The organism is candidate division WOR-3 bacterium (assembly GCA_016867815.1).
Taxonomy (GTDB): domain Bacteria; phylum Hydrothermota; class Tepidihabitantia; order Tepidihabitantales; family Tepidihabitantaceae; genus UBA2258.
In genome coordinates, this window is record VGIR01000017.1 from 15,007 (window position 1) to 35,391 (window position 20,385).

General features: G+C 62.7%; 20 protein-coding genes. 17 read left to right on the forward strand and 3 right to left on the reverse strand.

Going from position 1 to position 20,385, the window contains the following annotated elements; genetic code table 11:
• Positions 1-174 precede the first annotated feature (174 nt).
• The 10 genes from FJY68_04220 to FJY68_04265 all read left to right on the forward strand — a co-directional run bounded on the left by FJY68_04220 (position 175) and on the right by FJY68_04265 (position 9,356).
• The gene (locus FJY68_04220; GenBank protein ID MBM3331042.1) at positions 175-957 is read left to right on the forward strand and encodes a ParA family protein; all 783 of its coding nucleotides are present in this window, start codon (positions 175-177) and stop codon (positions 955-957) included.
• Positions 958-1,068: 111 nt separating this feature from the next.
• Positions 1,069-1,908: a ParB/RepB/Spo0J family partition protein gene (locus FJY68_04225; GenBank protein MBM3331043.1), complete on the forward strand. Its 840-nt coding sequence runs from the start codon at positions 1,069-1,071 to the stop codon at positions 1,906-1,908.
• A gap of 482 nt (positions 1,909-2,390) precedes the next feature.
• A complete protein-coding gene (locus FJY68_04230; protein MBM3331044.1) occupies positions 2,391-2,858 on the forward strand; it encodes a M23 family metallopeptidase in 468 nt (155 codons plus the stop codon).
• A gap of 97 nt (positions 2,859-2,955) precedes the next feature.
• The gene (locus FJY68_04235; GenBank protein ID MBM3331045.1) at positions 2,956-3,798 is read left to right on the forward strand and encodes a hypothetical protein; all 843 of its coding nucleotides are present in this window, start codon (positions 2,956-2,958) and stop codon (positions 3,796-3,798) included.
• Positions 3,799-3,969: 171 nt separating this feature from the next.
• Positions 3,970-4,575, forward strand: a complete 606-nt coding sequence (locus tag FJY68_04240) for a pyruvate synthase (GenBank protein MBM3331046.1) — start codon at positions 3,970-3,972, stop codon at positions 4,573-4,575.
• Between the two features lies 1 nt (position 4,576).
• Positions 4,577-4,867, forward strand: coding sequence for a pyruvate synthase (locus FJY68_04245; GenBank protein ID MBM3331047.1), 291 nt, complete (start codon positions 4,577-4,579; stop codon positions 4,865-4,867).
• Between the two features lie 52 nt (positions 4,868-4,919).
• Positions 4,920-6,074 (forward strand): pyruvate ferredoxin oxidoreductase, encoded by a 1,155-nt coding sequence (gene porA / locus FJY68_04250; protein ID MBM3331048.1) that lies wholly within the window; start codon positions 4,920-4,922, stop codon positions 6,072-6,074.
• A gap of 92 nt (positions 6,075-6,166) precedes the next feature.
• Complete coding sequence (locus tag FJY68_04255) at positions 6,167-7,102, forward strand: pyruvate ferredoxin oxidoreductase (GenBank protein ID MBM3331049.1); 936 nt, start codon at positions 6,167-6,169, stop codon at positions 7,100-7,102.
• A 512-nt stretch (positions 7,103-7,614) separates the two neighbouring features.
• Complete coding sequence (locus tag FJY68_04260; GenBank protein MBM3331050.1) at positions 7,615-8,622, forward strand: hypothetical protein; 1,008 nt, start codon at positions 7,615-7,617, stop codon at positions 8,620-8,622.
• 2 nt (positions 8,623-8,624) lie between these two features.
• Positions 8,625-9,356 carry a hypothetical protein gene (locus FJY68_04265; GenBank protein MBM3331051.1) on the forward strand — a complete coding sequence of 244 codons (732 nt, stop codon included), beginning with the start codon at positions 8,625-8,627 and terminating at the stop codon, positions 9,354-9,356.
• A 156-nt stretch (positions 9,357-9,512) separates the two neighbouring features.
• Here the strand turns inward: FJY68_04265 and FJY68_04270 are convergent, their stop codons facing one another.
• Positions 9,513-10,259, reverse strand: a complete 747-nt coding sequence (locus tag FJY68_04270; protein ID MBM3331052.1) for a GNAT family N-acetyltransferase — start codon at positions 10,257-10,259, stop codon at positions 9,513-9,515.
• A 154-nt stretch (positions 10,260-10,413) separates the two neighbouring features.
• Between FJY68_04270 and FJY68_04275 the strand changes: the two genes are divergently transcribed.
• From FJY68_04275 to FJY68_04290, 4 genes are all read left to right on the forward strand, one after another.
• Positions 10,414-10,947 carry an epoxyqueuosine reductase QueH gene (locus FJY68_04275; GenBank protein ID MBM3331053.1) on the forward strand — a complete coding sequence of 178 codons (534 nt, stop codon included), beginning with the start codon at positions 10,414-10,416 and terminating at the stop codon, positions 10,945-10,947.
• A 60-nt stretch (positions 10,948-11,007) separates the two neighbouring features.
• Positions 11,008-11,691, forward strand: a complete 684-nt coding sequence (locus FJY68_04280; protein MBM3331054.1) for an HdeD family acid-resistance protein — start codon at positions 11,008-11,010, stop codon at positions 11,689-11,691.
• 246 nt (positions 11,692-11,937) lie between these two features.
• Complete coding sequence (locus FJY68_04285) at positions 11,938-13,473, forward strand: hypothetical protein (protein MBM3331055.1); 1,536 nt, start codon at positions 11,938-11,940, stop codon at positions 13,471-13,473.
• A gap of 139 nt (positions 13,474-13,612) precedes the next feature.
• On the forward strand, positions 13,613-15,610 hold the full coding sequence (locus FJY68_04290; protein ID MBM3331056.1) for a hypothetical protein: 1,998 nt from the start codon (positions 13,613-13,615) through the stop codon (positions 15,608-15,610).
• A 233-nt stretch (positions 15,611-15,843) separates the two neighbouring features.
• Here the strand turns inward: FJY68_04290 and FJY68_04295 are convergent, their stop codons facing one another.
• Positions 15,844-16,275 carry a hypothetical protein gene (locus FJY68_04295; GenBank protein MBM3331057.1) on the reverse strand — a complete coding sequence of 144 codons (432 nt, stop codon included), beginning with the start codon at positions 16,273-16,275 and terminating at the stop codon, positions 15,844-15,846.
• 141 nt (positions 16,276-16,416) lie between these two features.
• Positions 16,417-17,529 (reverse strand): hypothetical protein, encoded by a 1,113-nt coding sequence (locus FJY68_04300; GenBank protein ID MBM3331058.1) that lies wholly within the window; start codon positions 17,527-17,529, stop codon positions 16,417-16,419.
• Positions 17,530-18,636: 1,107 nt separating this feature from the next.
• Between FJY68_04300 and FJY68_04305 the strand changes: the two genes are divergently transcribed.
• The 3 genes from FJY68_04305 to FJY68_04315 all read left to right on the forward strand — a co-directional run bounded on the left by FJY68_04305 (position 18,637) and on the right by FJY68_04315 (position 20,359).
• Positions 18,637-18,885: a hypothetical protein gene (locus FJY68_04305; GenBank protein MBM3331059.1), complete on the forward strand. Its 249-nt coding sequence runs from the start codon at positions 18,637-18,639 to the stop codon at positions 18,883-18,885.
• Positions 18,886-18,910: 25 nt separating this feature from the next.
• Entirely contained in the window at positions 18,911-19,279 is a 369-nt protein-coding gene (locus FJY68_04310; protein ID MBM3331060.1) for a DUF2089 domain-containing protein, read from the forward strand.
• A gap of 174 nt (positions 19,280-19,453) precedes the next feature.
• A complete protein-coding gene (locus FJY68_04315; GenBank protein MBM3331061.1) occupies positions 19,454-20,359 on the forward strand; it encodes a DUF4097 domain-containing protein in 906 nt (301 codons plus the stop codon).
• Positions 20,360-20,385: the final 26 nt, after the last annotated feature.

Consider the following 20,385-nt stretch of genomic DNA (forward strand, 5'->3'; position numbering starts at 1 on the left):
GCGGGGCGAAGCTAGAAGTCAGAAGCTAGATGCTAGAAGCTCGAAGTTCGGAGGTGGGAAAAGCGGCAGCTTTGCTGCCGCACTCCAAGACCGAAGTTTCCGTTTCGTGTGTTTCGTGCTTTCGTGGCTAGTCCCGGCTTCTTGACCTTTGAGTCCTAGCCTGTAGATTTCCGCATGGCGCAGCGTATCGCAATCTGCAACCAGAAAGGCGGGGTCGGGAAGACAACGACCTCGGTCAGCCTTGCTGCTGCACTGGCTCTACGCGGGGGACGGGCGCTGCTGGTGGATATGGACCCGCAGGCGCACGCCACGCTCGGGCTGGGAGTGGACCGGACCAAGCTTGAGATATCGGTCTACGAGGCGATGTGTGAGGCGCAGCGGGTCACCGACGCGGTGCTGAAGGACCGGGCGGAGAATCTGGACCTGCTGCCGGCGTCGGTGAGTCTGGCTGGCGGTGAGGTGGAGTTGATAGACGCGGATGAGCGCGAGTTCCGGCTGAACAAGGCGCTGGGGCTAATCGACCCCGACTACCAGTTCATCATCATCGATTGCCCGCCGTCGCTGGGCATTCTCACAGTTAACTGCCTGGTGGCGGCACAGAGTGTGTTGATTCCGGTCCAGGCCGAGTATCTGGCAATGGAAGGAATGTCGCGGCTGCTTGATACCGTCAGTCTCGTGCGGCAGGGACTGAATCTGACCCTGGCGATTGAGGGAGTGCTGATTACGATGTACTCGTCGCGGTTGAGCCTTGCCCAGCAGGTTGCCGAAGAGGTGCGGAGCTATTTCAAAGAGCAGGTGTTCGATACCGTGATCCCGAGGAGCGTGCGGCTGGCGGAAGCCCCAAGCTTCGGGAAGACGATATTCGGCTACGACGGTCATTCGGCCGGGGCGCAGGCGTACATGGCGCTGGCGGATGAGGTGATGGCGAGGCACAAGTCTGCGGAAAGGACAAAGTGACAAGTCGTAAGGACAAAGCAATGACGCAAGGACAAAGTGACAAGGAGGGAGTTCGGCTCCAGCCTTTGTCATTTCTCCTTTCCACTTTGTCATTACCTCCAGGGAGGTCCAATGCGTAAAGCGCTGGGTAAGGGCATCAGGGCGATAATCCCGGAAGAGACCCGGGCCGCGATGGCCGCAGAAGCGCGGCCCATCCGGATTGACGAGATCCGACCCAACCCGTTTCAGCCCCGGACCAAGACCGAAGAGAACCTCGATGAGCTGGTAGCGTCGATCAAGACGCACGGTGTGCTGCAGCCGATCATGGTGCGGCGCCGGCGGGATGGTTACGAAGTGGTGATGGGCGAGCGCCGGCTGCGCGCGTCCAAGCTCGCCGGGCTCGAGCAAGTGCCGGCCGTCATCCGCTCCGTCGACGAGCTGGAGATGCTCGAGTTTGCCTTGATTGAGAACCTGCAGCGCCAGAACCTGAACCCGATTGACGAGGCGATGGGATACAAGCGTCTCAACGATGAGTTCAAGCAGACGCACGAAGTAATCGCCCAGCGTGTGGGCAAGGACCGGTCGACCGTCGCAAACGCTTTGCGGCTGCTCGATCTACCTTTCAAAGTCCGTGACTGCCTGGCTGCGGGTTTGATAACCGCGGGCCACGGGCGGGCACTGCTGATGAGCAAGAACCGGAGATTGCAGGTCGAGGTGTGCGAACGGATAGTGAAGGAAGGGCTTTCGGTCAGGTCCGTCGAGAAGCTCTGCGGCGAGCCCAGGCCGAAAGAGCCGCATATGCCCAAGCCGGAGAAGGACATACACCTGCGCGAAGTTGAGGAGGGGCTGGCCGGATACCTCGGTACGCGGGTTGTCATCAACCCGGGCAAGGCCGGAGCCGGTGATATCGTCGTCCGCTACTTCTCGGCCGAGGACCTGGAGCGGGTGGTCGAGAAGATGAAAAGGCATTAGAGCTCGGCCGAAGTCAGAAATCAGAAGGCAGAAGGCAGGATGCAGAAGTCGGACAGGCGGGCGCGGACTGGATTCTCACCACCAAGACACAAAGCGGTCAAGGCAGGTCACGTCCCTCGCCCTCCTGGGGAGAGGGGTCGGGTGAGGGGTGAAGCGTCGTGCGTCGGGCGTTGAGCATGAAACTTAGAGCATAGCGCATGCCTCGCAAAGAGCTTTCGTTCTTCGTTGCCAGCAACTACAGCACGAATTCGTTGCGATTCAGCCTGCCGTTGTGGATGGTCAGGTTGCTGGCAGTGGTCGCCGGCTTTCTGGCGCTGCTCGTGGTCGCGTCGCTGGTGATGGCGCTGGCCGGTGCCTACCGGCTCAGCCGGCTCTCGTATCTCGAGCGCCGGAACCGGACGCTTGAGGCCGAGTTTACCAAGGTCGTGGCACTGCGCAGGCAGCTTGAGCAGGTCGAGGCGCAGAGCCGGAAGATGGCGACGATGCTCGGGGTCGAACAGACACCGGCCCCGGTGAACTGGGACTCATTCCCACTCGATTCCCAGGCGCTGCCCGAGTGGGTCAAGGGCAAAGCGTGGGGGAGTCAGCTCGTGCCGAAGCTGGTGCCGGTGGAGGATTACGCGGTATCGCAGCGGGCCAAGGACGGCCACATCGGCATCGACCTGGCAGCGGCGGACGGCGCGCCGGTGCGGGCGACGGCGGACGGCGTCGTGGAGCAACGCGGGGACGACAGGCAGTATGGTCGATTCCTGCTGCTCAAGCATGGCCAGGGCTACGAGAGCTACCACGGCCACCTCAAGGACTGGAACGTGGCCAAGGGGGATTCAGTTCAGGCGGGGCAGACCATTGGCTGGGTTGGAACTACGGGCAAGACAACCGCGCCACATCTCCACTTCGAAATCCGCAAGGACGGGCAGCGGATTGACCCGACGAGCGTCCTGAAGTTCTGACGAAGGAGGATTCCAGCGATCGGACTGCCAGCTTCTTCGCCTGACACTCGAATCGCAGAATCCTTGATCCCTTGACCCCTGCTTCCTAGCATTGGCCATGGAAAGCGTATACGACGTCATCATGCGCCGCAGGACGGTGCGGTCGTTCACCGACCAGCCGGTTGAGGAGGAGAAGGTTCTAAAGCTACTGGACGCGGCTATGCAGTCGCCGTCCGGCGGCAACATCCAGCCAATCTCCATCATCCGAATCGAGAAGCAGGAGGGCCGGGAGAAAATGGCCAGGCTGGCCGTGAACCAGCCGTGGGTGGCGAAGTCGCCGCTCTGCCTGCTCTTCTGCGTCGACTTCCACCGGACCGGTAAGTGGGCGGAGGCCGAGGGCGCGAGCTATGGTGGCGAGAAAGCGCTGATGAGTTTCCTGCTGGCATACGCCGACGTCTTCTGCTCGGCTGAGAACGCGGTCCTGTGCGCAACCAGCCTTGGCCTCGGCACGGTCTACATCGGCATGGTGCTGGCCGCGATGACTGAGATCCGCAAGGAGTTCGGCCTGCCAGACAGGGTCGTGCCGGTGGTGGCGTTGTGTGTGGGGTATCCGAAGAAGGTGCCGGCAGGCATCACCAAGTTGCCCCTGGCGGCGATGGTCCACTCGGAACGGTACGAAGAGAAGTCGCCCGAGGAACTCAAGTACCTGTACCGTGAGAAGTATGGCGACCTGACGTCCGACGTGAAGTCGTACTTCAAGCGGACGTACCAGGAAGCGCTGGAAATGGACGAGCAGGCGCGACCGGACTTCACCGATAAGGTTGCGCGAATCATGGCGCGGATGGAAGTCGGCAACGCGGCGCAGCTTCTGTTCAAGATGCGCTACCCGGAAGACGCAATGAAACGCATGGGCGAGAAGATCATCGCCTCCTTGCGCGAAGCCGGCATCGACTGTCTGTAGGCTTCAGCCGGCTTGCGGGCTCTGCCGGGTTGACTTTCGGCGGCAGGAAGGTAACATCTGAGTCCGCAAAGACAACCATAGAAATGACGATTGACGATTGCCGAACGATGAATCGCAGCGAGACTCGGCGATCGGTGACTGATGAATGGTAGTGAATGATGGGAGGTATTGATGGCTGAATCCTGCAGCTTCCTGGGCGGCCAGCCGCTGGAGATACGCTGGCACGGGCGCGGAGGGCAGGGCGCAAAGACCGCGGCGCTCTTGTTCGGTGAGTCCGCGCTTGACACCGGGCTCTACATCCAGGCGTTCCCGGAGTACGGACCGGAGCGGATGGGTGCACCGGTGGCCGCTTTCAACCGGCTTTCAGACAAGCCGATACGTTCCCACGCCGGCGTGAAGACGCCGCGCGTCGTGGTCGTGCTCGATGCCTCGCTGATCGAGCCGGCGCGGGTAACCGAGGGCCTGATGGACGACGGAATCCTGCTCGTGAATTCGAACGTCGAGCCGGCCGAATTGCGCAAGCGGCTGCAGCTGCCGTCCGGCATCAAGCTCTACGTGGTGGACGCCTCGAAGATAGCGATGGAGACCGTGGGCAAGAACGTTCCCAACACGCCCATGCTCGGCGCGCTGGTGAAGGTCACGGGCGTGCTGGAGTTCGAGCCGATGATGGAAGCGATCAAGCATAAGCTGGCGGAGAAGTTCCGGGGCGGCAAGGAGAAGTTCGTGGAGCCGAACCTGGTGAGCATCCGCCGGGCCTACGAGGAAGTGAGGTGTTAGGATGGCCAAGCTGAAGAGCTGGAAAGAGCTTCCCTGCGGGGCGATCATCGACGACCCGAAGGCTGTGCTGGAGAACAAGACCGGTGCTTGGCGGTCGCAACGTCCGTGCTGGAACGCGGAGAAGTGCATCAACTGCCTGACGTGCTGGATCTACTGTCCTGACGCCGCCATCATTGTCAAAGCCGGCAAGATGGCGGGCATCAACTACGACTACTGCAAGGGCTGCGGCATCTGCGCTAACGTCTGCCCGACCAAGGTGCAGGCTATCACCATGGAAGAGGAGAGGAAGTGAGGCAAGTCAAGGTGCAAAGTGCAAAGTGCAAAATGGCGGGCAGGAGGGGGACATGATACTTGCCAAGACCGGGAACGAGGCGCTGGCGTACGCGATGCGGCAGATAAACCCGGATGTGGTTGCCGCGTACCCAATAACGCCCTCGACCGAGATCGTGCAGATTTTCGCCCAGTACGTGAGCGACGGCAAGGTCAATTCCGAGTTCGTGGCGGTGGAGAGCGAGCACTCGGCCATGGCTGCCTGCATCGGCGCGGCCGCATCCGGCTGCCGGACGATGACCGCGACCGCATCGCAGGGGTTGATGCTGATGCACGAGATGCTCTTCATTGCCGGCGGCCTCCGGCTGCCGATAGTCATGCCTATCGCCTCCCGCTCGGTTTCGTCGCCGCTGAACATCCACGGCGACCATTCGGACTCGCTTGCCTCCCGCGACTCGGGCTGGCTGCAGTTCTTCTGCGAGACGGTGCAGGAGGGCTACGATACGCTCATCCAGTGCGTGAAGATAGCCGAACGCGCGTCCCTGCCCGCCATCTGCGCGGTGGACGGTTTCATCCTGTCGCACTGCATGGAACGGATCGAGACGTTTGAAGACCAGCCGGTGCGCGAGTTCATCGGCGCGTACAAGCCGAACTGGAACCTGCTCGACTACAAGAAGCCGATCCTGGTCGGGCCGGCGACGATGCAGGACTACTTCTTCGAGTTCAAGCGTTCGCAGATCGAGGGCATGAACAAGGCGCTGCCGATAGTCCAGGAAGTACAGGCCGAGTTCAGGCAGAAGTTCGGGCGGGGCTACGGCGTGGTTGAGGAGTACCGTACCGATGACGCCGATGCGGTCGTGCTCCTGATGGGTTCGGCCTGCGGTACGATGCGCGAGGCCGTGGACACGATGCGCAACCAGGGGAAGAAGGTCGGGATGGTCAAGCTGCGCCTGTTCCGACCCCTGCCGCACCAGGTGTTGAGGGAGACGCTGGCGAAGTTCAAGACGGTCGCGATCATGGACCGTGCCGATACGGTCAACTCATGGGGCGGCGCGCTCTTCACCGAGATAGGCTCGGCGCTCTATGACCTGCCGCAGCGGCCCAAGCTGCTCTCGTACGTCTACGGACTCGGCGGCAAGGAGTTCTCGCTTGGCGATGCCGCGACGGTGCTCGAGCAGGCGCACGCAGGCAAGAAGGAAGACCTCGTGACCTACATCGGAGTGAGGTAGACATGGCGATCCCAATGACGAATGACGATTGTCGAATGACGAATTGCGGAGTCGGAACGGCGGACCTCACGAACCGGAGAGGGGAGTAGGAGATGGCAAGACTCAAGGACCTTTGTCAGAATCCCGAGCTCTTTTCGAGCGGTCACCGCGCCTGCGCCGGATGCGGCGAGGCCCTGGCAGTGCGCCAGATACTCCTGGCCGCGCCCCAGCCGGTGGTAGGCATCATGCCGACCGGCTGTACCGAGATCTTCTCGTCCATCTACCCGCATGCCGCGTGGCAAATACCGATGATCCACACCGCGTTTGAGACGGCGGCTTCCACCGCGTCCGGCGTCGTTGCTGCCTACAACTTCCACAAGAAGATGGGCAACATCAAGGAGGACGTGAAGTTCATCGCCTTCGGAGGGGACGGCGGTACCTATGACATCGGGTTCCAGGCGATTTCCGGTGCCTTCGAACGCCGGCACAAGTTCCTCTACGTCTGTACCGACAACGAAGGCTACATGAACACCGGGATCCAGCGCAGCTCGGCTACGCCGTACGGTGCGCACACGACTACGTCGCCGGCCGGTGCGGTGATACCAGGTAAGACGATGCCGCGCAAGGATATCATGGAGATCATGATTGCCCATAACGCGGCGTACGCAGCGCAGACCACCATCGCGCATTGGAACGATCTCGTCACCAAGGTCGGCAAGGCGCTGGCCGCGGACGGGCCCTCGTTCCTCAATGTGCTGGTACCGTGCCCGCTGGGCTGGCAGCACGCCGGCAACCTGACGGTCGAGATGGCAAGGCTTGCGGCCGACACCGGTTTCTGGCCGATTTACGAGTGGGAGAATGGTAGGTACAAGATCAACTACCAGCCCAAGGAGAAGAAACCGGTCGAGGAGTTCATGAAGCCGCAAGGCCGGTTCAGCCACCTCTTCAAAGATGAGGCGGGCAAGGCGGTCATCGCCGAGGCGCAACGTCAGATTGACGCGCAGTGGGCGTTGCTTCGCAAGCGGCAGGAGGCGTTCGGGGCGTCCTGAAGTAGCAGGCCCAGGTTTCGAGCAAACGGGCCGGCTGATGCCGGCCCGTGGCTTCTGAACTGGGTCGCTGCCGCGGGATTGGTACGGAGGCTGACGCGGACAGGATGGCAGTCCTGTCCACGTTCCTTCCGTTTCTGCCTGGCCGCTGACACCGGGGCATGCGGCCGCCGGCAGGCAGCGCCTGGTCTGGTGGATGGACGTGAACCGGGCGACAGGCGCCGGAAGCGGGGATAACCAAGGTCGGCCCGATGTCGCCTGCAATTTGCCCAAGGTCTAACTCAGAGCAGACACCAAGGCTCCAGCTGTTCCATGCCCGGCGGCCACAAATCGTGCTTGACACAGGTGGCCTGTTCGGCTAATATCACTTCGTGAGTCCGGAGACTCCGGCGGGATCTGCTGCGCAGATAGGGCAATCCGGGGCTGCCTTCTGTTTCCGTGTAAGACAGGAGAGATCCGGCTGGAGCCTCCTGCAGCCAAGACCTCTGAAGACAACCGTCGATCTGGCCGCACTTGTGTGCAGTGCGCCCGAGTTCCTGAGCATGGAGAGCGGCGAATCCTCCTGCCAGGCAGCGGTTGTGCTCTCCGAGCGGGGCGACACGCGGGTGGTGGCTGCGGTTGACGACGTCGGTGCAATCACGCTGATCGGTTGTCCGGCCCAGTTGACGCGCGATGCGTTGACCACTGTATGCCAGGAGGTGCTGGTTTTCACCGGCAGGCTCTGGCGCATGGCACCCCAGGAATTCTCTTCGGTCATCGAGAAACGACTGGGGCAGAGCCTGGACGACTATTTCTCCAGTCGGATCCCCATCGGCTGGTCAGAGAAGGGGTTCCTCTCCGGGCTGGGCCGGAGCCTGGAACACGGCCGGTTCCCGGTTGTACTCCTGGTGACGGACTCGAGTCCGGAAGTCGAGCAGGCGGTTGCTCACCTGCGGACGTTCAACCTCGCGGTCAAGCCGCTAGGTGTGGAGTTGTACGAGAGTTCGGGTGTCGAGATCATGATGCCGAGAGTCCTGGAACTCCTCGAGTCTGGCCCCCAAGAGGAAAGGGAGCCAGTGAGGCCGGCGTCGCGCCCGGTGCCGTCCCAGCCCCGGACGCCACCGCGGCCACAGCCTTCGACGGCCGGCCCCGAGGTGACCGAATCCGAGCCGCAGGCTGGGCCGGCCCAGGACACGCCGCCGTGGTCGGAAGAGCCGGTGCTGTCAGACAAGGAGGCCGAGCCGGCGTATGTCGACCAGGAAGTCGAAGCCGGCGAACCGGCTTTGACCCCTCTGTCCGAGCCGGCCGTGGTCAGGAAGCCGCCCTGGGCGAACGAACCGCCTTCGGCGCGTGATGTCATCCCGCCACCGGTTCAGTCAAGGCCGGTTAGCGCAGCTCCGCCGCCGGCCCCCAAACCTGCAGCCACGAGGCCCGGTTGGGATGGAGCTATGCCGGGTGTGATGGCAGGGAGGCGCCCGACGCGAAGACCGCCGGAGGGTTCCGGGACGCCAAAGGGTCACGAACAGGCCAGCGGGAGGCGCTAGCGATGATTCAGGGTCCATGTTGGGCTCGCTTCAAGCGAGCCGGAGACCGATGGTTCGCTTTCAACGGCCGCGATGGAACGAGCACGGTTGATGCGCTCCAGTTAGTAGTCGATGCCCCGGAGTTTCTTGGTCAAGGCACAAGCCAGTCCCTGCCGCGGGCGGCCATGGCTCCGCCGCAGTCTCACTCCAACCGCGTGTTGGTAGTCGTCGATGACGCCGGCGGCGTTCAGCTCGCGGTCTGCCCGGAGCCGGGCGGGGATTCGGCCGTGGTCGTCGGGGACGTGGTGGCCACCGGCCACCGTTTCTGGCGCAAGAAGTATGACGTGCTGGCCATGCCCTTCCAGGAATTCCTCGGAACGTCGCTGACCGACTGGATTGCCGGCCGCGCGGGTGAGAGCTGGTCGGCTGAGAAGTTCCGGGCGGGGCTGGAGCGGAGTATGAGCGAGGGGAAGTTCCCAATAACGATTGTCGTCAATGAACTCGACTCAGCGGTCAAAGAAACGCTCGACTATCTCAGGGAAGTCAACCAGCAGGTGCGAGTGCTGGGCTACAAGTGTCTGACAAGCGGCGGCGATGAGTTGGTGTGGCCCAGGGAATTGAGCGAAGAGCGGGTCGTTCCGGCTTCACAGGCCGCAATGCCGCAAGCGCGTTCGAACCCGCCGCAGTCCGGCATGAGGGCCGCGTCGCGTCCCCAGAAGACGCGCTTCGAGAATGATTCGCCTCGGTCCGACTGATTCCTGACGACCCCGGCCTGACTGCGCAGCCCCTTGGGCGAGGCCGGAACGCCGTCGGGATCCGCTACCACAACCAGGCCGGAGATCCTCAGCCGGCAGGCCGAGAGAGGTGGTGGTCGGAGATTGCCCGTCCGGCGAGCTCGGACCGACTGCCCGTCAGGTAGTCCCGAACCAGGAGTATCGTCCGGCGCGAGAGAAGCCCATACCCGAGGTCAAGCGCAGCGACGCCCTGTTGTTCGTGACGATGTGCATGAATGGCTGAACGCCGAGCCGCAGCAGCCGTTCTGCCAATGCGGTTGTCAGTGTTCTCCCCATGCCCTGGTGTCGGTAGCTCTCGACCACATGCAGGAAGCCCATTGAGCCGTCATCGTGGGTCAAACTCCAAGCCACCGGCGCGCCCTTGCGGCGAATGCAGTAGCCCGGCCCGCTGCGAATGCGGCGAAGAATGCGGTCGGCACTTCGGCCAAATGGCCACGCTTGGGCAATAGGCCGCGCGTCCTCCGGCCGCAGCCGGCTCACTCTATGTGTCCGGTCGATGACGAGTCGGCCCGGCCGGAGAACGTACAGGTAGCAGTGGTTGTACCACAGCCGCCGGCCGGCATCCGGGCCGCGCCAGTGGGTCCTTATCAAGCGACAGAAGCGGGTCGGGGTAGCGCTGAATACCAGCCGCAGGTTCCGGGGCACTTCGGCGAGCACACGGCTCGCGGCCTGCCCGGAATCGGCGAACAGTGTGAGCCGATGCGTGCGGCAGAGCAGTGCGTGCGGGTTGTCGAGGTCATCGGCCCGGACCCACCGCAGCGCGGAACTGAAGGTGCCGTTGACGAGGTTGAACAAGGAACTGGTCGCGGGAAGGTTTCCAGTGATGAAAGGTCGGATCAGGTCGAGGTCATGGCAAAAGGGCATGGGGGAGAAGATAGAATGCGAAGCGCCGAGGTCAAGGGAGACCCGTCCTGAAGCCGGACGAAGGCAGAAGTCAGGATGCCCGGAGACATCGGCAGTGCTGGAGCAGTGCAGCTTCAGTATTGACTTGCGACCGACGTGCCTCTAGTCTGATCCGGTGAAGCCGAAGTTGCTGCTCCATATCTGCTGCGGGCCTTGTTCGACCGAGGTCATACGCCGCCTGAAGGACGACTACGAGGTGGTCGGGTTCTTCTACAACCCCAACGTTCATCCCGAGGCGGAGTACAACAAGCGGCTGATGGGGGTGCAGCGGATCTCAGCCTTGTGGCGAGTGCTGGTTGACGTCGGTCACTATGATCGCGGCCGGTTCATCGAGGCCGTGCGCGGCCTGGAGGCGGAACCGGAGGGCGGACGCCGATGCTCTGCCTGCTATCGGCTGAGGCTCGAGGAGACTGCCAGACGAGCAGCCGAGAACGGGTGCACGCATCTGGCTACGACGTTGACCATCGCGCCCATGAAAAAGGCGGCAGTCATCAATCCCATCGGGAAAGAGGTGGCGACTCGCCACGGCCTCACATTTGTGGATGAGGACTGGAAGAAGCGGGACGGGTTCAGGCAGAGTATCGAGCTGTCCCGCGACCTGGGTTTGTACCGCCAGAACTACTGCGGTTGCGGATTCTCGCGCCGCTGACTCCAGCCGGAGCGACCGGCACTTCCGAGGTTCAGTCCGGATCGTCCCGGCGTGGTTTCGATGGGCAGCCGCACTCTTCTTGACTCCTGCCGTGTCTCGGAATATCCTGTTGCTCGATGGCCGAGTTTGCAGCCGACGCGAATGGCCGGAGCATGCACTATGACGAATAGGACCGGCCAGCGCCTCGCGGGACTGCAGCTGGCCGACATCCTCTGTCGCAACTGGGTCGTCCTGCTCTTGCGCGGCCTCATAGCGATGGTTTTCGGCGTCCTGGCCCTGTTGCTCCCCAAGCCTTGGATCAGTGTCCTGATCATGCCCTTCGGTACCTATGTCCTCGCCGACGGCGCCCTCGGCGTCGGGATGACCATGGGCGAGTACGCGGGGCGCAGGCACTTGTGGGCGCTGGTGCTGTGGGGGCTGTCCGGCGTTGGGGTAGGTCTCCTGACTCTCCTCCAGCAACCTCGCAGCGGACCGGAGTTCATGAGCTACATCGGGCTCTGGACGGTTTCCACCGGTGCCATGGAGCTGGCGACGGCATACCTGCTGCGCAGAAAGCTGGGGGCAGAGTGGCTGCTAGCTCTGCTCGGTCTGACGTCAATCGCGGTAGGCGTGATCCTCTTGGCGATACCGGCTGCTACCCCTGTGTTCCGCTCACGTTTGCTCGCGGGCTACGCATTCGCTCTTGGTGTCCATTTTGTGATTCTCAGCATCAGGGCGCGATGGGCGCCGATGCCCCCGGCATAGCCAAAGTTAGTTGGCGGGAGCGGCTGCCAAGCCAGGGAAGCCGCAAGCCGCGCGGCTCGGATCGTTGACCGAGAATCTCGCAGTCGCGCGCCAGACCGCCGCAGCAGTGCTGACGGTCTGTCCGTTTCTGACCAATCGGACCTGTGATAGGGCCGAGTTGACACCAGGCAGTGACCGGATAAGATTCACGCGTGGCTGGACCCTTCGGCTGCCCCTGGCTGACATTTGCTGCTGTGCTGGTGACGATTGGCGCCGGTGTTACCGCGGTCGTCTGGGCCGTGCTGGTTCGGTTCAAGGACTAGAGTGAGCTCAGTCGCGGTTCACGTCCTCGTCCTTGCCGCGTACCTTCTGCTGTTGTTCATACTCGGACTGGTCGCTCGCAGCCGGGCCCGTTCGGCCGAAGGGTTCTACCTCGGCTCACGCTCCGTCGGCCCCTGGGTCACCGCGTTCTCCTTCGTGGCCGCGTACTACAGCTCGGTCGTGATCATCGGCGGGGGCGGTTTTGGGTACAAGTACGGGATGGCCACCCTCTGGGTGGGAGCCACGAATGTGCTGGTCGGCACTCTGTTAGCCTGGGTCGTGCTGGGAGCGCGCACGCGGGCGATGACCGGGCGGCTGAACACCATCACCATGCCGGATTTCTTTGCCCGGCGCTTCGACGCACCGGCGGCCCGGTTCATCACGGCAGCCGTCGTGACCGTCTTCCTTGTGGTCTACAGTGTATCGGTAATCCAGGGCATGGGGCATGCCTTTGAGGTACTCGTCGGGGTCCCCTACGTCTACGGCGTGTTGATTTCGGCACTGGTAATCGTGGTCTATGTGAGCATCGGCGGATACATGGCGGTGGTTTGGACCGGGTTTGTGCAGGGGATAATAATGATCGTCGCGCTGCTCCTCCTCGCCGTGCTGGCGGTCGCCAAGGTCGGCGGACTGAGCGAGGGGTTCCGTCAACTTGGCGCCATCGAGGGGGGCAAGTACGTCGCGACGCCCGGAATCTGGGGCTGGCCGGGAATCATCTCTTATTCGATGATAGTCAGTTTCGGGGTCTGGGGGATGCCGCAGCTTGTGACGCGGTTCTACTCGATCAAGAACACGCAGGTGCTGCGGTTCGGTACGGTACTGGCCACGCTGGGCGGCTCGATCGCCCTGCTGCCTTACTTCGGCGGCGCGCTGGCGCGGGTGCTGTTTCCCGACCTCCCGGCCGCGGACAAGGCGATTCCCATGCTGGTCAAGGCGGCGATGCCGGCCTGGGCCTCGGCGATTTTCCTGGCCGGGGTCCTGGCTGCGGGCATGTCCACTTTCGCCGCCGTGCTCATCGTGTCGGTGAGTTCGCTGGTCAAGGACCTGCTCCGGGACAGCTTCCGTGCGCAGTTCACATCCAAGACCGAGGTCGTGCTCTCGCGTGTCTCCTCCGCGGTCATCGGGCTGGCCGCGGTGCTCGTGGCGCTCAAGCCGCCGGCAATGATACTGGTTATCACCGGGTTTGCCTGGGCGGCGATTGCCTCGACCACACTCTGGCCCTACCTGTTCGGCCTCTACTGGCGCGGAACGAGCCGGACCGGCGTGCTCGCCGCGATGATTGGCGGGTGCGCAACCGCGCTCGTCTGGCTTGCGCTCAGAAACCCGTTCGGGTTGCACGGCTTCATACCCGGCATGGTGGTCAGCTTCGTGCTCCTGCTGCTCGTGAGCCTGCTCACTTCTCGACCGCGGACTGACACGCTCCGCCTCGCGTTCGGCGACGGGACGAACGATTCGGAACGACAGCCGCCAAGTCGGTCATAGCCGCCTAGTCCGTTCGTCGCCGTACACAGCCCTGCTGTCTCCAGGCCCGCCTTGGTCTGGGCGTAGGGTCCTTCCCAGCTGTTTGACACTGGCTGCCGGCCGGACTAGACTTTCATACTGACCACAAGGAGATAGACACATGAAAAACCTGGTCCTCATCGTTGTTTCACTTCTCGCCCTGACGGCTGTTGCCCAGCCGTTCCACGAGGGCAAGTACGTGACCGCGCCCTACCCGGAGTTGATGCCCGGCGATTCGGCCCACCACTTCGACGTCCGGTTCTATCGTGTCGACCTTAGCCTGCCGATGACGTCGGGAGCGATGACCGCGCGCGTGCGCATTGAGCTGACGCCCCGCCACGACGACTTCGATACATTCAGTCTGCATATGGTGAACCTGGTCTGCGACTCGATTCGCCGGGCCGGCAACGCCTGCACGTTCACGACCGGGAGCGGCCGGCTGAATATAGACCTGGACCGGTCCTTTGCGAACGGTGAGTCGCTAGCCGTCGACATCTACTACCACCGCAACTCGGGCGTACAGAACCGCGGGTTCTACTACCATTCCCGGGGTACGCAGGGCATTCCCCACGCCATCTGCTACACGACCACCGAGCCGGCGGACGCGCGGTACTGGATGCCGTGCTTCGACGAACCGTGGGACAAGGCCGAGCGCGGGTGCGCGGTCAACGTGACTACTCCGGACTCGATGAGCGCCTGCTCGAACGGGCTCCGCGACAGCGTCACCACGTCGGGAGGCACCAGGACCTGCTGGTGGAAGACGAGCTACCCGATCCCGACCTACCTGATGGTGTTCTCCGCGTCGAGGTGGGCGAACTTCAGACAGTGGTTCCACTATTCGCCGACCGAGTCGTCCTACGTAGACAACTACATCTGGCCAGAGGACTCGGCCGATGCGGTGAGCTCGTTCAGCAACGTAGTCGACATGATGGACTTCTTCTCGGACTCGGCCCGGTACGGTCGTTACCCCTTCGAGAAGTATGGTCACGTTGAGGCCTACCCGTTTCCGTGGGGCGGGATGGAGAACCAGACCATGACGATGGTGCACCAGGCTTGGATTGTCTATGGCTCAGACAATGGCATCGCCCACGAGCTGGCGCACCAGTGGTGGGGAGACATGGTTACCTGCCAGGACTGGCGCAACATCTGGCTGAACGAGGGGTTCGCCACCTACTCGGACGAGCTGTACGACTTTCACCAGAACGGTCGGAGTTCCTTTCTCAACATCATCGCGTCACGTGCCCAGGACTACTTCGAGGAGGAGGCAATCGACCCGCATGCCATCTACGACCCGCCCTACCCGGACCACCTCTTCGACTGGGGCCACTCCTACTGCAAAGGAGCCTGGGTGCAGCACATGCTCAGGTATGTGGAAGCCGACACCAACTGGGCACAACCCGGCATCTTCTTCCGTGCCCTGCGGGCGTACGGCGACAGCTTCAAGTACGGCAATGCCAACACCGAGGACTACAAGCGCATCCACGAACAGGAAACCGGACTGGATCTCGACTGGTTCTTCATGGAGTGGGTCTACAGTGTCGGCTACCCGGTGTACAGCCTCGGGTGGCACGGTCGGCAGAATGGCAGCAACTGGGAGGTCGTGCTTGAGCTCTCGCAGGACAACGGCGCCGTCGCGCCGCCGCTCTTCCACATGCCGGTGGAAGTCAAAGTGAACTGGACCGGCGGGAGCGCCACCTTCCGCTATGACGTGACATCGAATCAGCAGCAGAACGTCTTCCCGGTCGGCGGGCAACCTACGAGCGTCGTGTTCGATCCGAATGACTGGATTCTTGAACAGCACGACACGCACGTGGGAGTAACACAGGGGCCGTCGGTGCCATACCGCACAGCGCTCAGGCTGGCCGGGTCGAACCCGACAGCGGGCCCGGCGCGGCTCAGCTACGAGCTGGCTTCTGCCGGGCGGCCGCGGATTGACATCTACGACGGCAGCGGCCGGCTCATACGGACGCTGCTCGAAGGACAGAGGCCGGCCGGCAGCTACACGGCGAACTGGAATCGGAGAGGAAACGACGGACGTTCCGCAGCGGCCGGTGCCTACTTCTGCCGCCTGATAGCGGGCAGCGAAAGCCGCACCGTTCGCATCGTGCTTGCCGACTGACAGCCAGTCAGGAGTATCCACCGCGGCCACTCTGTGGCCGCGTTGCTTTCAGGCGCGGGTCAGGCTCATACCACAAAGACACCAAATCCTGGGAGGGACAGAGACAGACATCGAGTCTGCCACTGCTGCCCAGACTCTCTCTATGTCTCTGCGTCTTGGTGGTGGAAGTCCGTTCCGAACTTCTGCCGTCTGATTTCTGGATTCTGACTTCTGAACTCGGTAGAACTGCCCGCTCAGTCGTTGTCGGGGACCAGCTCGATGGCGATGCCGTCGGCTTCGAGCCGCTTGCGCAGGTGGCCGGCTACCTTCTCGCCGCGGAACTGCTGCCAGCGTTTGAACTCGCGCGGTTCCTCCCTGAGTGCCGTGCGGAACCGCCGATACACGCCGGGACCGCTGATCGCAGCTTCCAGCACCGCGCGGAGTTCCGGCCGGCTGACCGTGCGAGCAAACTCCACCATGGCAGTGTAACCGGAGCGCCCGGCCTGCGGCGCCAAACGCAGATAGCGCTTGGGATACTGCCGGATTTCGGCCAGGATCTGGTCGCGATTAAATCCGAACGCCGGTACGACCTCGCCGGTTTCGGTATTCAGATACTGAGTCGTGCCTGGCACGCGGTTCTCCATAGCGAAGAGCAGGTCCCGGGTCGAGACTCGAAGCGTGCGCACTCGCTATTCTATTCCGGCGGGCGGTTCAGTCAAATGCCGAACCGGAACCAATGAGGATTTCGCCACCAAGACTCAAAGACACCAAGGCAGCAGACAAGGGCGAAGGGCCAAGGACAAGTCGACTAGGATATGGACTGCGGCCTACGGCCGCCAGCGGAAAATCTCGCCGGGGTAGAAGTAGAACAGGTTGTCGCGCACTTCGAGCCAGCCGCCAACTCCGTTCCGCGAAAACCGGCAGATCGGACCGGAGACGCGCCGCGCGCTCTCGAGCAGCGTCAGCAACCGCCACTCGCCGTCCTCGAGTGCGGCAAAGCTCGCAGATGGCCCGGACGGCCGTGAGCCCGGTACATAGTAGCCATATGCGACCAGCGTGTCGCCCACGTCGAAAAGCCTCAAATCGCCGGCCGGCAGAACGCGGTCCTTCGAGAACCACTCCTGCCAGGGAAACGGTCTGTCGGTGAGCACGAGCGAGTCGGGCTTGGGGCGGTAGAGGATTTCGTACATGCTCGGCTTCAGGGTAGGGTAGATGCTGGCTACTATCGGCAGCTCGCCGGGGTAGTCCTCGAGCCTGGCCGAGCCGAGCAGCGCGACCCGCACGTCTGCTCCTCGTTCGATACCGCATGAGTAAGGCAGGCAGGGCACGAGGCCGGTGGCGGTCATCCGGTAGAGCCGCAGCAGCCGGGCGGTCTTGACCGAGTCGAGTCCAGATAACTCGAGGGTCGCGACGTCGGCAAGACCATCGCCGTCGGCATCGCAGACGGTCGCCGCCTCGACCCAGGCGCCGGCCAGACCGTACGCGCTGCTCGTGACCGAGTCACTCACGAAATGCATGACATTGCAGCTGTCGGCGGTGAAGATCAGCAGTTCCTGCAGACCATCGGCGTCAACGTCACCCGAAGTCCAACATGTCCCGGCGATGTCCGAACCGGCTGCGGTCGTGCTGTTGAACGGCTCGCTCTGCCACACGGTCTTGAAGCCCGCCCCGGCGAGTCGGAGCAGGGCCAGGCGTCGGAGGTCTACTATCGTCCTGTCCCTTCCGGGCCCACGCGACAGTTCCATCCGGCCGATGTCCTGAACCACGAGGACATCGTCAGAGGTACCGGCAAAATGGCCACTCGAAATGGCGACCACCCGGTCCAGCGGGCTGCGGCCCAGCACCGCTAGCGGCTCGGACTCGGCGGCGGACAGCGACACTGCGACCAGGACAAACAGCGTTCTTATGACAAAGGATACACCCGGCAGGGGACGTTTCAACTTACACCTCTGGGTCCCGATCCGGAGATTGAGCCACAGAGCGCCTGGCGCGGCCTGGGAGGCCGCAACCAAACCCAGGCGAACCACGGGTGAACAGAGATGGACACAGATCCAGCCCAGTGCCGAACTCAAACGCTGTGTCGCCGGAGGGGCACTTTGCGGTGGTCTTCAGGACCCCGATCGCCTTGGCGGGCGCGCAAGTGTCGGTTCCAGAATTCGGCGCGGGCTAGGTCAACCGTCCGTCAGGAGTCGCCCGCCACAATGCCGGAACCGGGCTCCGCCATTTTGCAGTCTTACGCCTGCAATCTGCAGTCTGGATAGGCGGGCGAAACCCGCGGCTACGCCTTGACATCGTCTGGAAACATGGGAAGTATCCATCATCTTGCCCACTTCACCGTTCGAGGTTTGGCTCATTCCCCCATCTTCTTGTTGCCGGCCCAGGGCAACCGTCTCGCTTCCCCCTTCTCTACTAGAAATCGTACTCGCAAAGCTATACATGGGACCTGGCAGCTGATTTGCAGGACGAATGGTAGAGCCTCAGCCGAGGGGACTTGGAAGGTCTGTTGCAGGGTGTCTCGCGGTTTGTCCTGCAGGCCGGTTTCTGCCGTGGTATGCGCGGTGAATTCGGAAGTGAGACGTACGGCCTGCTCAAGGGCGGGAAATCTGGTACTCGCACGGCCCCTGCTCCAGGTTGCCACCGCCAGACCGCGGATAGGGCTGATTCTCGGGGCAAGCCGGGAGTCGTCTACGGCCAGTTTCTCGGACCAGACCTGGAGTGAGGTTGCTGCCTTGGATTTCAGCCATTTGCGGCCGACAGCGTCCATAAGTAGCTGACAAAGCACATCATAGGAACATAACCCACACGCGCACGCGTGGTGCCATGTATTAACATTAGGCGTGGTATGGACGTGTGCACATTCACTTTATCAATATGTGCATTAAGTATTTTAATATTTAGTGAATCTTTTCCTTGACATTCAGCGTCAAAAGGGTATGATGACAGGCATGAGTGTAAGTCAGGTGACTGAATCCACCGGTTCCGGAGCGGCGGTAACCGGTCTATGCCTGGGGAATTCTGTGGGGCTCAGATATGATATGGAGGTAGCGATGAAGAACGTACTGACAGGTCTGCTGGCCGTGGCAGTGGTCGCGGCCGTGGTGGTCGGCGGCGCGTTTGCGGCTGAGGGCCGGCTTGGGACACGATCCGTGCAGGGCCAGGTCCCTTCGTCCCCAGCCCAGGGTTTGATGCCTGAAGTGGTTTCGACGGCTGAGATGCCGAGACTCGTCATGCCGACCGTGGAAGTGCGCGCGTTCCAGACCGTGGCGATGAGCGAGCAGAGCCTGCTTGTGAACTAGGAGGAAGAGGATGGCACGCAAAGGGCTGGTTTCCCGCTGCCCGGTCTGCGAGTCGGGCATGGCGGTGTCGGAGTTGACCTGCGAGGCGTGCGGCACATCGGTCCGCGGCCGGTTTCAGGTTCCGGACCTGTGCCGGCTGCCCGATGAGCTGTACCAGTTCCTGCTGGTCTTCGTCAAGAACCGGGGCGTGATCCGCGACGTGGAGAAGGAGCTGGGGATCTCGTACCCGACCGTGCGCTCGCGCCTCGACGCGGTGCTCGCTGCCCTCGGGTTCGGAGAGCAGGTTGGCCGCTCTGGTTCGAACGAAGTAATCGAGATGCTGGAACGCGGAGAGATAACGCCGGAAGAGGCGGAGAAGATGCTCCGCGGCGAGAGTGACAGCAAGCAGGAGTGAAGATGATACTACCATTTGTGGCATGGCCGGAGCAGGAAGCTCCGGCTGAGAAGGAACCGGGCCGCGGCAAGAGAGCCGCGACCAGGCGGAATGGATCGGGAGCAGGCGTGAGGACGAAGTCAAAATGCAGAATTCAAGAGGCAAATTGCACAATGCCGGAACGAGGACACGGACATGAGCAACGAGAGAGATAGGATTCTGAGATTGCTGGAAGACGGCAAGATCACTGCCGACCAGGCCACGCGCCTGATCGAGGCGCTGGGTTCAGAGAGGCCGGAGACCGATTTCTGTGTACCGCCCAGCCCACCGTTCGGCCCGAGGCACTTCCGCGTCCGCGGCGTCGGCCGGGGACTGGACCGGATTCCCGACGTCGTGGCGACCGCGGTGGCGTCGGCGATGAAGAACGGATATGAGCCGGGCGAGGAGCGGAGCACCGATTTCCCGGGCAAGCGTTACTTGTTGGTCAAGAGCGTGAGCGGGGATCTGGAAGTGACCCGCAGCGCTGAGGAGCGGATCGGGCTCAGCTACTCGGGCGGAGCGGTGAAGGTGCGTTCGAGCGGGGACCAGGTGGTTGTCCGGACCATGGCCGGCGACGTGTCGGCAACCGTCCCGGCCGAGGGGCGGCTTGAGCTCGAAGTCGTGTCCGGCGACGTGTCGATCATCGAAGTCGGGTCGCGCATCGAGGTGAAGACCGTATCGGGCGACGTGGACATCAGCCAGACCACCGGCGACGCCCAGGTCAGGACCGTTTCCGGCGACGTCAACCTGGATCGAGTCAGCGGGAGCTTTGTGGTCCAGACTCGGGCAGGGGACGTGGACCTGGTCACGTCCGGCCCGGTTTCGGGCAGCGTTTCGACCAAGTCCGGGGACGTAACCGTCGCGCTGGGCAGCGATCCCAACCTGGTGCTCGAGATGGCAATCGAAGAAGACGGCGACATCAGCGTCGAAGAGTCCCTCCCGCACGAAGTGCTGGAAGAGCGTGAGCGCTACATGAAGGTGAAGTTCGGCGCGGGCAGCCGGACGTTGGTTGTGAAGACCTGCGACGGCGACATCGACGTCCGGGAGGCAACGGAGAAGTAGGTCGAGGACAATGCAAGAGTCAGAGT